The sequence below is a fragment of the Flavobacterium sp. 9 genome, from assembly GCF_002754195.1.
GTDB lineage: Bacteria > Bacteroidota > Bacteroidia > Flavobacteriales > Flavobacteriaceae > Flavobacterium.
The window spans coordinates 5,311,509-5,324,210 of sequence record NZ_PEEU01000001.1 but is presented as its reverse complement, the minus strand read 5'-3'; the positions used below and the strand labels follow the sequence as shown (position 1 = coordinate 5,324,210).

General features: G+C 38.2%; 1 protein-coding gene. It reads right to left on the bottom strand.

The window, feature by feature from the left end:
* Positions 1-38 precede the first annotated feature (38 nt).
* Positions 39-12,686, bottom strand: coding sequence for a gliding motility-associated C-terminal domain-containing protein (locus CLU81_RS22230; RefSeq protein WP_099711811.1), 12,648 nt, complete (start codon positions 12,684-12,686; stop codon positions 39-41).
* Between the last annotated feature and the right edge of the window lie 16 nt (positions 12,687-12,702).

Genomic DNA, 12,702 nt, shown 5'->3' with positions numbered 1-12,702 from the left:
CTTATTTAGTTTAATTAATTAGATGATTAATAGCACGCTTATCTCATTATAGATAACCATCCTTTTTTAACCGTTCCATCTCCAATGGTTATCACATAAAAATAAGTACCTGTTGGCAACATATCTCCTCTATTAACAACTCCTGATACATTGGCAGTTCCGTCCCAATCATTTTCATAATGTTGTTTACTATATACTAATGAACCGTATCTGTTAAATACTTTCAACTCGTTATTTGGATATGTGTCAATACAATCAATTCTAAAGAGGTCATTTGATCCATCATTATTTGGAGTGAACTCGTTATAAACTGTCAAACAAATTGGTTCTACCGAAGCGGAAGCCGAGTTATTTGATGCATCAACATCTAATGGAGTTGAAATTTCGACAGTGGCAACATTTGTATAAGTACCGCTTGATAAAACTTCGGCGGTAATTGTAAGTACAACACTTTGTCCTGAATTCAAATTTGGAATTGTCCATAATCCTGTTTTCGGATCATATGTTCCTAATGTTGTATTAGAACTTACTAAATTATATCCACTTGGTAATAAATCACTAACTATCGTATTGATAAAACTACCTTCTCCAACATTGTTTACTGTAACGGTAAATGTTACTACATCACCAAAGTTTGGTGTTGGATTGCTAACTGTGTTGGTTATAGTTATATCTGAACATGTGGCAACTGTAACATTTAGTGATTTTGTTGTTGTATCACCACAGTTATTTATATAAGTTACCTCAACTTTACCCGGTCCGATATCTGACCATGAAACTGTTACAGATCCATCTGCTGTTCCTCCGCCTGAAACTATTGTTCCGTTAGTAATTGACCATACATAATTTGATTTTCCGTTTGCTATAGAATAAGTAACTCCTTTGAAAACACATGGTGTATCGTCTGTAGTTGCTAATTGTACTAAAGCATCGTTTTCAAAATTAATAGTAACTCCTAATCTTGTAGCGCTCGCACAACCATTTGTTGTGTTGTTTAAAGCACTTGCATAATAGGTACCTGCTATCAATGGTGTGTTTGCTGCTAAAGGTGTTCCGCCTGTTGCAGATGTATACCAAACAACGTTAGGTTCGTTTACTACAATGCTTGCTATTGTTGGCAATGCTGATAAACAGAATGTTTGTGTTGTTCTTGGTGTAGTAATAATACCTGGTGTATTTACTTTTACTACAACTGCTAGTCTAACAGGGTTTTCACAACCTGTAGCGCTTGAAACAACTCCGTAGTATGTTCCTGAAGCTAAAGCTGTCGTTGCAGGAATTGCTGTTCCGCCTGTTGCTGTACTGTACCAAATTACGTTTGCTTCGTTTACCTGAATATCAGAAACTTTTGGTGTATTTATTGAACAAAAGTCTTGTGAAGCGTCTGTAGTTGTTGGTGTAGGACTTGGTCCTGAAACTGTAACAGTAACTTTCAAACGAGTTGTGCTTTCGCATCCTGAAATCGGATCTTTTATGTTTCCATAATAAACTCCAGTTGTTAAAGCTGTTGTTGATGCGATTGCTGTTCCGCCTGTTAAAGCTGTATACCAAACTACATTAGGTTCGTTTACCTGAATGCTTGCAAATGTTGGTGCACTTACTGTACAGAAGCTTTGAGCTGCATTAGTTGTTGTTGGATTTACTGTGTTTCCAATAGTAATCGTAACTTTTAATCTTGTGTTACTTTCACAACCCGTTGCCGGATCTTTTATGGCTCCAAAATAATCTCCATTTGCTAATGCTGTTGTTGGCGCAATTGCTGTTCCGCCTTTTAATGTGGCGTACCAAACTACGTTAGCTTCATTTACTTTAATATTAGAAACTTTAGGAGAATCACCTGAACAGAAAACCTGAGTTGTTGCTGTTGTTGTAGGTGTTCCAGGGTCTTTTATACTAACAGCTACCAGTAAACGAACTGAGCTTTCACAACCTGTAGTTGCATCTTTTAGTGTTGCATAATAATTTCCATTTGCCAATGCTGTTGTTGGAGCAATTGCTGTTCCGCCTGTTGCTGCATTGTACCAAACGACATTACTTTGGTTCACCTGAATATTAGCTACTGTTGGCGCATTTACTAAACAGAAATCTTGTGTTGTATCTGTTGTAGTTGGTGTAGCTGGATTTGTTACACTTACTGCAACTTGTAATCTTAATGCACTTTGACAAGTAGTTGCAGGATCTGAGATCGATGCGAAATAGTTTCCTGTTGCTAAAGCTGTTGTTGGTGCAATTGGTGTTCCGCCTGTTGCTGTAGCATACCAAACTATAGTTCCTGTTGTTGGTGTATTAACTTGGATATTAGCTACAGTTGGAGCATTTACTAAACAGAAATCTTGTGTTGTATCTGTTGTAGTTGGTGTTCCTGGATCAGTTACTTTAATCGTAATCGCTAATCTAACTTTACTCTCACAAGTTGTTGTTGGATTTTTGATTGATGCATAATAAGTTCCTGTTATCAATGCTGTAGTTGATGCAATCGCTGTTCCGCCCGTCGCTGCACTGTACCAAACTATATTTGCTGCAACTGCTGGACTTACGTCGATTGTCGCAAAAGTCGGAGCATTTACTAAACAGAAATTCTGAGCTGTTTTTGTAATTACTGGTGTTCCAGGATCTGTTACGCTAATTGTGATTGCCAATCTAACTTTACTCTCGCAAGTTGTTGTTGGATTTTTAATCGATGCATAATAAGTTCCTGTTGTCAATGCTGTAGTTGGAGCAATTGCTGTTCCTCCTGTCGCTGCACTGTACCAAACAATATTTGTTGCCGGACTTACGTCGATTGTGGCAAATGTTGGATTGTTTATTGAACAAAAATCCTGAGTTGTTTTAGTAATTACTGGTGTTCCAGGATCAGTTACATTAATCGTAATTGCCAATCTAACTTTGCTTTCACAAGTAGTTGTTGGATTTTTAATCGATGCATAATAAGTTCCTGTTGTCAAAGCTGTCGTTGGAGCAATTGCTGTTCCGCCTGTCGCTGCACTGTACCAAACAATATTTGCTGCAACTGCTGGAGTTACGTCTATACTTGCAAATGTTGGATTGTTGATCAAACAGAAATCCTGAGTTGTTTTTGTAATTACTGGTGTTCCAGGATCAGTTACGCTGATATTAATCGCCAATCTAACTTTACTTTCACAAGTTGTTGTTGGATTTTTGATCGATGCATAATAAGTTCCTGTTGTTAATGCTGTTGTTGATGGAATCGCTGTTCCGCCTGTTGCTGCACTGTACCAAACAATATTTGTCGCTGGACTTACGTCGATAGTGGCAAATGTTGGATTGTTGATCAAACAGAAATTCTGAGTTGTTTTTGTAATTACTGGTGTTCCAGGATCTGTTACGCTAATTGTAATCGCCAATCTAACTTTACTTTCACAAGTTGTTGTTGGATTTTTAATCGCTGCATAATAAGTTCCAGATGTCAATGCTGTAGTTGGAGCAATTGCTGTTCCGCCTGTCGCTGCACTGTACCAAACAATATTTGTCGCTGGACTTACGTCGATTGTGGCAAATGTTGGATTGTTTATCAAACAGAAATCCTGAGTTGTTTTAGTAATTATTGGTGTTCCAGGATCTGTTACGCTAATTGCAATCGCCAATCTAACTTTACTCTCACAAGTTGTTGTTGGATTTTTGATCGATGCGTAATAAGTTCCTGTTGTCAATGCTGTAGTTGGAGCAATTGCTGTTCCGCCTGTTGCTGCACTGTACCAAACTATAGTTCCTGTTGTTGGTGTATTAACTTGAATACTAGCTATAGTTGGAGCATTTACTAAACAGAAATCTTGTGTAGTATCTGTTGTAGTTGGTGTTCCAGGATCAGTCACATTAATTGTGATCGCTAATCTAACTTTACTTTCACAAGTAGTGGTTGGATTTTTAAGCGATGCATAATATGTTCCTGTTGTCAATGCTGTCGTTGGAGCAATTGCTGTTCCGCCTGTTGCTGCAGCATACCAAACAATATTTGCTGCAACTGCTGGAGTTACATCTATAGTTGCAAATGTTGGATTGTTTATTAAACAGAAATCCTGAGTTGTTTTGGTAATTACTGGTGTTCCAGGATCAGTCACGCTAATTGTGATCGCTAATCTAACTTTACTTTCACAAGTAGTTGTTGGATTTTTGATCGATGCGTAATAAGTTCCTGTTGTCAATGCTGTTGTAGATGGAATCGCTGTTCCGCCTGTTGCTGCAGCATACCAAACAATATTTGCTGCAACTGCTGGACTTACGTCGATCGTAGCAAATGTTGGATTGTTTATCAAACAGAAATTCTGTGTTGTTTTTGTAATTACTGGTGTTCCAGGATCAGTCACATTAATCATGATTGCCAATCTAAATTTACTTTCACAAGTAGTTGTTGGATTTTTGATCGCTGCGTAATAAGTTCCTGTTGTCAATGCTGTCGTTGGAGCAATTGCTGTTCCGCCTGTTGCTGCAGCATACCAAACAATATTTGCTGCAACTGCTGGACTTACGTCGATTGTCGCAAATGTTGGATTGTTGATCAAACAGAAATCCTGAGTGGTTTTTGTAATTACTGGTGTACCAGGATCAGTCACATTAATTGTAATTGCCAATCTAACTTTACTTTCACAAGTAGTTGTTGGATTTTTAAGCGATGCATAATAAGTTCCTGTTGTCAATGCTGTGGTTGGAGCAATTGCTGTTCCACCTGTTGCTACACTGTACCAAACAATATTTGCTGCAACTGCTGGAGTTACATCTATAGTTGCAAATGTTGGATTGTTTATCAAACAGAAATCTTGAGTCGTTTTTGTAATTACTGGTGTACCAGGATCAGTCACGCTAATTGTGATCGCTAATCTAACTTTACTTTCACAAGTAGTTGTTGGATTTTTGATCGATGCGTAATAAGTTCCTGTTGTCAATGCTGTTGTAGATGGAATTGCTGTTCCGCCTGTTGCTGCACTGTACCAAACAATATTTGCTGCAACTGCTGGACTTACGTCGATTGTGGCAAATGTTGGATTATTTATCAAACAGAAATCCTGAGTTGTTTTTGTAATTACTGGCGTTCCAGGATCTGTTACGCTAATATTAATCGCCAATCTAACTTTACTCTCACAAGTTGTTGTTGGATTTTTGATTGATGCGTAATAAGTTCCTGTTGTCAATGCTGTTGTAGATGGAATCGTTGTTCCACCAGTTGCTGCACTGTACCAAACAATATTTGCTGCAACTGCTGGAGTTACATCTATAGTCGCAAATGTTGGGTTGTTGATCAAACAGAAATCCTGTGTTGTTTTTGTAATTACTGGTGTTCCAGGATCAGTCACATTAATCGTGATTGCTAATCTAACTTTACTTTCACAAGTTGTTGTTGGATTTTTGATCGCTGCATAATACGTTCCAGATGTCAATGCTGTAGTCGGAGCAATTGCTGTTCCGCCTGTTGCTGCATTGAACCAAATAATATTTGTCGCTGGACTTACGTCGATTGTAGCAAATGTTGGATTGTTTATTAAACAAAAATCCTGAGTTGTTTTTGTAATTACTGGTGTACCAGGATCAGTCACATTAATTGTGATCGCTAATCTAACTTTACTTTCGCAAGTTGTTGTTGGATTTTTGATCGATGCGTAATATGTTCCTGTTGTCAATGCTGTTGTAGATGGAATTGCTGTTCCGCCTGTTGCTGCATTGAACCAAATAATATTTGCTGCAACTGCTGGAGTTACATCTATAGTCGCAAATGTTGGTGCATTTACTAAACAGAAATCCTGAGTCGTTTTAGTAATTACTGGTGTTCCAGGATCAGTTACGCTGATATTGATCGCCAATCTAACTTTACTCTCACAAGTAGTGGTTGGATTTTTGATCGATGCATAATATGTTCCTGTTGTCAATGCTGTAGTTGGAGCAATTGCTGTTCCGCCTGTTGCTGCAGCATACCAAACAATATTTGCCGCAACTGCTGGAGTTACATCTATTGTCGCAAATGTTGGATTGTTGATCAAACAGAAATCCTGAGTGTTTTTTGTAATTACTGGTGTTCCAGGATCAGTCACATTAATCGTGATCGCCAATCTAACTTTACTTTCGCAAGTAGTTGTTGGATTTTTAATCGCTGCGTAATATGTTCCTGTTGTCAATGCTGTAGTTGGAGCAATTGCTGTTCCGCCTGTTGCTGCACTGAACCAAATAATATTTGTCGCCGGACTTACGTCGATCGTAGCAAATGTTGGATTGTTTATCAAACAGAAATCCTGTGTTGTTTTAGTAATTATTGGTGTTCCAGGATCAGTCACATTAATTGTGATCGCTAATCTAACTTTACTTTCACAAGTAGTAGTTGGATTTTTGATCGATGCATAATATGTTCCTGTTGTCAATACTGTAGTTGGAGCAATTGCTGTTCCGCCTGTTGCTGCATTGAACCAAATAATATTTGTCGCCGGACTTACGTCGATTGTCGCAAATGTTGGATTGTTTACTAAACAGAAATCCTGTGTTGTTTTAGTAATTATTGGCGTTCCAGGATCTGTTACAGTTACAGTTACTAATAATCGAACTGAACTTTCGCAACCAGTAGCAGGATTTTTGATCGCTCCATAATAAGGACCAGTTACTAAGGCAGTTGTTGTTGCCAATGCTGTTCCTCCTGATGATGCGGTGTACCAAACTACATCTGCTTCATTTACCTGAAGACTTGCAACTGTTGGATTGTTTATTAAACAGAAATCTTGTGTTGTATCATCAGTTGTTGGTGTAGCTGGATCATTAACAATTACGGTTGCTGTTTTAAGTTCTCCGTTTTTATTAGGACATGTAGTACTGCTTGAAACAGCTACATAATAAGTAATTGGACTCATAGCAGTTGTTAAACCTGAAGCTGTTAAAACTCCGGTACCACTAATTGTATATGTTACTCCGCCAATTACTCCATTTATGATAGGCTGTGTTTTATTGGCATCTAAAAACCATGAGAACACAGGACTTGTCAAAGTAGTTGTTGGCGTTAATACAGCATCTGTATCGTGACAAATTGTAATATTGTCTACCACAATATCAGTTACAAGAGAAGTTGGTAAAATTGTGAATGTTACTAATTTTCTATCTGCTACTGCAGTTTCACAAAATTCATCTGAACTAAGTCCTACATAATAAGTATAAGTTCCAGGAACTAATCCGGTCAATACTAATTTAGAAGTAGTTTCGCCTGCAACAACCACACTTGTTGTTCCGTTAAATTTATACCAGTGATATACAGGATTTGTAACTGTTGGTGTGGCAGCTAAAACCGCATCTAATGTTACTTTTCCATCTTCGGCACAAATTATTGGGTTATTTCCTCCGTTTATTGTCACGTTTGCTATTTTAGCAGCTGGAGTTGTTGCTCTCACTACTACAGTAACTTCACCTCTTTCTAAGGCTGGACAACCGTAACGAATTGGCTGAACATAATATTTATATGTACCTGCAGCTAAATTTGCAGGAAGTGTAAACGTTTGACCTGTAGCTACAGAGTTTCCTCCTGTTGGAGAATCATACCAAACGTAGTTCGCACAAGCTTTTGGTGGAACCGTGAGCGTTATATCAGCTCCGGGACAGACCGTGATTTTATTATCAGGATCACCTCCTATGACTTCGGTATTAGTTACACGATCGATCGTATGAACTCTAAGCTGATCTAAAACACTGGCAACTCCTCCAAATCTAATAGTAACTTTATCATATGGCTGAGTTTGAGGCGCAACAATTGTCATCGCCATTGTATCTCCCGAAAGTAATTTTAAAGTCAATAAACTGCTTGTATTTTGTATTGGTGCACCAACCGCAATATTTCCTGAATAAAGCTGAATCGTGAATCCAGTAAGCAAATTAAGATTTAAAATTGTTCCCGGTTTAGAAATTGTGATTCTTAAACTATCACCAACCATAGATGGTGTTCTGAATTTAGTAGTAAGTTCAGCAGCAGCAAGTACACCTACTCCACTAAACATTGTGGCATAAGTAGCAACATCGCCATCGGCAACGTTCCAGGCATTAGAAACACCAACAGTAGATGTCAATGCTCCAACTCCTAAATCTCTTACGCCAAAGAAAATATCTTCTATATCACCTTTTCCACAAGCAATTTGAGTTACTTGTTTACTATAGTGTGCATCATAAACATTGATATTTTGTGCAAGACTAAGCACAGATCCCAATTGTACTCTAATACCATCATAATCCTGAGGTCCAGAAGTATTAGAAGGAACAAATGTATATTCAAATGAATTTTGACCTGGCAATAAGTTCAACAATGAACCTGATGCCGATTGTAAAGGTCCTATATCAATAGGATTATTAGAACCATCACGTTTTGTTCCTACTACAGAAATGCTTTGTCCAACTGCAACTGCACTATTGGCTAAGCCTAATTTTACTGTTACAGGAGTTCCTTTAGCAATAGTTGTTGGCCATTGTAAATTTTGCCAGGTAGTTCCAATACCTAAAAGTCCTAAACCAGTAGTTATTGTAGAGAATGTACTTGGATCGCCATCAACCGCCTGAGGTCCGCTTGTTACACCACCAGTTAGAATAGATCCTGATAATTCTGTCGTAGCATATACTCTTTCGAATAAAGGATCACAATCTATTGGATCAATAACACTAACAGTCACCGTTTGGCTAGTTGTACAAGATGCAGCGCTAGTGGCGATTACTGTATAAGTATAAACACCTACAGTATTAAGAATTCCTGTATTGTTCGAAGGTAAAACATTACCTTGAGGATCATACCAGGTAATTGTACCGTTTGATGTTGCAGCCAATGCTAGCGAAGATCCTTTTGTAATTACAATAGAACTTGTTACCCCAGTTAATGTTGGCAACGGATTTACCGTCACTACAACCGGTAACTTAACAGATGGACAAGCAGAACCTACTGTTTGAGCCTGAATTGAATAAGTTCCGCTAAGCGTAATATTCGACGCAGCTAGATCTGTTATTGGATTATTTGACGGATCAAAGAAAGTATAAGTTGTATTTCCTGATGAATCAAAATTTGTAATCGCATCTTTTAGATTTACTTTCGCACAACGAACAAATGGCGTTTGAACGGTTAAAGCAGAACCTGTAGGATAATTTACAACAACTTCTTTTAATGTTCCGTTTACGTTCTCACAAGTTCCTCCGTTAAGTACAGAAACATAATAAGTATAAGGAGCATTAGCAGCAATAAGTCCGCTAATAGTTAATGCATCAGTTGTACCATCTTTTACATAAGTTACACCCGCTACAGTTCCTGTAGTAATCTCTGTTGTTTTATTTTGATCAGTATAATATTTAAATTTAGCTCCAGCTAAAGCTGATGTTGGAGCCAATACAATACCTCCCGCACAAGAAGCAGTCAAAGGACTTGTAATTGTAATATCCGCATCTGTTGGAATAGGTAAAACATTTACCGTAACAGGCTGACGAACACTATTAATACAAGTTCCACCACGAGTAGCTTCTAAATAATAAGTTGTAGTAGTCGTTAATGGAAGAGTTGGACTAACAGCCACAATATTTCCACCTGTAGGAGCATCATACCATGTAAATGTTTCAGTTCCTGTAGACGAAGCCGCTAATGTTGCAGTTTGTCCTGCACAAATTGGCGCTGTTGCTCCGGTTATTGTAGCATTTGGAAATCTATAAGAAGCTCCATAAACATTTAAAGTAGTTAATAAGCCAACTAAAGCTCCTAATCTAATGTCAACTCTATCAAATGCCGCATTTGTAGGTAAACTAACTTTGAATCTGTTTCCTGATAATACTTGCAAATTCAATAGACTATTGTTCACTGCAAGTCTAAGAAGATTTTCTGTCCCTCCATTAGAAGTTCCTATACTTACAGATCCTAACAATGACAGATCTGCAAGACCTCCAGGTAACTCTAATTCGACATCAATAATATCTCCCGCCTGACCAGGTGTTAGAAAATTTAATTCTTGTTGAATGTATGAATTAAGTACTCCCGCAGTTATAGTCAAAGAAGCAAAATTATTTGGGTTTGCATCAACAGCGTTAGGTCCGTTAATTCCATTACATAAAACACATAATAAACCAGGGTCAACATTTATTGCTTGTGTACTTGGTTGCAAACAAGTACTAACCCCATTCGTTACCAATACATTAATCGCAGCTCTTGAAGTACTTGTACAAGCTCCTAAAGTATTTACCGCTTCAACATAATATGTTGTATTAGCAGTCAAAACCGGAGTAGTATAGGTATTACTTCCTGTACCTTGTAAGAGTGTTCCTCCTGTTGGGGCACTATACCACATATAGGTAACTCCCGCACTAGGTGTAACAGACAACATTGCAGTCTGACCTGACTGAATAATAACACTTGAATTCGCAGGAACAGGTGCCGAAGGTCTTGGATTTACGTTTACAGTAGCCGGTGTACGTGTTGGACTTAAACAACTTCCAATTACAGCTTCAACATGATAAGTTGTTGTAGCTGTTAAAGCTGGTGTTGCAAAAGCAGTTCCCGTAAACACCAAATTCCCTCCCGAAGCTGCATCATACCAATTATAAGTGGTACCCGCAACCGGAGATTGAATTGTTATTGTTGTAGCATCACCAGTACATATATTCAAAGGAGAAGCAGTAACTGTCGACGGAGCTACAGGATTGTTTACTGTAACCAGAACAGGATTTCTTTCACTATTCACACAACCATTACGAGTAAGTTCTACATAATAAGTTGTATTCACAGTTAATGCCGGAGTTGTATAAGCTGCAGTACTAACTAAGAGATTTCCTCCAGTTAAAGCATCATACCATTTTATAGTTTCTCCTAAAGCTGTTGCAGCCGTTAAAGTTGCAGTCTGTGTACCGCAAATTGGTGTAGCGTTACCAGTTATAGCTGGCGCTTTATATCTGTAAGTTGCCTGATAAATATCTAAATTTGTCAAAGCACTTACCAAACCACCCAATCTTATTTCGACACGATCAAAATTTGCACCCGCAACAATACTAGCTCTAAAGCGATTTCCTGTTAATAACTGCAAAGTTACCAAAGCATTATTATTAGTAGAAACTCGGTCATTATTATAAGTTGCTCCATTATAAGTTGCTAAACTAACAGCCCCTAATAAAGAAAGATCGGCAATTCCACCTGGCAATTCCAATTCTACATCTACGATATCTCCCGCTTTACCAGGATTATTAAATTGTAATGTTTGTTGAATATAGCCATTTAGCAAACCTACCGGAAGCGTAAGTCTTGCAGCTGTAGCACTATTTCCATCTACAGAATTGTTTTGATTGGAAGAAGCACAAAGCAAACAAAGTCCGTTTTGATTTGTCTGCTGACTATTTGCTTCCAGACAACCTCCTAATGCAGCAGGTATAACTGTCACCGTCACAGGTACTCTCGTAGCGCTAACACAAGCGCCAACAGTACTACGTGACTCAACATAATATATTTTAGTAGCAGTTAAAATTGGAGTTGTAAAAGTATTAGAATCTCCTAATAATTTTATTCCTCCCGTAGGTACATCGTACCAATCAAGAGCAACATTAGCTTCAGCTGTAGAAGCGCTCAGAGTTGCATTTTGTCCTGATAATATCGTTACACTTTGTGTCAATATCGTGGCAGCGGCAGGAACTGGTGTCGAAGTAACCGTCACCGCAGTTCTTGTTGCTGTTTTACATGCGCCAATAGATGCTTCTACATAAAAATTAGTAGCACCTGTTGGTACTGTTGGAGTATAAGAAGTTCCCGTTGCTAGAGCTACACCTCCAGTTGGTGCACTAAACCAGGAATATACTGTTCCCGGCACCGGACTTATAACTGATAATGTAGTTGCCTGAGTTGCCCCCGCAGAACAAATCGTCGTTCCCGTACTGCTTATAGTTGGCAATAGAGGATTGATAACATTTATAGTAACTGGTAATCGTTCACTACTTTCGCAACCACCCACTCTCGAAGTACTTACATAATAAGTAGTTGTAGCTGTTAAGTTTGGAGTAGTAAATGTATTAAGAGTCGAAAGTGCCGTAGTTGATGTTGGAGAATCATACCAAGCAACAGTTGTTCCTGCAGCAGGAGTTGCTGTAAGTAATACAGATTGACCATAACAAACAGATTGTGTCTCTCCTCCCGCAATAGTTGGTTTTGCAAACTGCAGTCGCACATCATAAATTCTTAAATTTACTAATGCAGATAACAGCCCACCAGATTGAATTTGAATTCGATCTGCATCTCCTGGTAACGTATATTTTATTACAGCCGAATTAGTAGCAGATAATAATTGAAGATTCAATAAGGGATTGTTCATAGTAACCTGACCCCCTACCGGATTCACACCGTTTCTTGCCTGAATTGTTGCATTTGCTAACACATCAACATCCAACAATCCGTTTCCTTCACCAAAATATATTACTATTTGGTCTCCTGCTTTTGCAGTCTGACTAAAATGTAATGTTTCCTGGGCAAAACATGCCAAACCGAGCACATTTGAGATCGTTGCATAAGTTGTCATGCTCGAATCCCATGCATTATCTGGATTCATTACACTCATTCCTACACATAAAAGACCGCCAGTACTATTCGTCTGAGAGTCTGGTCTACAAAAAGTTTGTGCGAAGTTTTTATTGCAAAAAAGCAATAAAAACAACAAACCAAATAATCTCTTCTTTACGATGAGATCATAGAAAGTAAATTTTTTTTTCATAATTTGGAAGATTAGA

Bases quoted from the DNA above. Each gene is read 5' to 3' on its own strand.
- CLU81_RS22230 (WP_099711811.1), bottom strand. From the start codon at position 12,686: ATGAAAAAAAAATTTACTTTCTATGATCTCATCGTAAAGAAGAGATTA.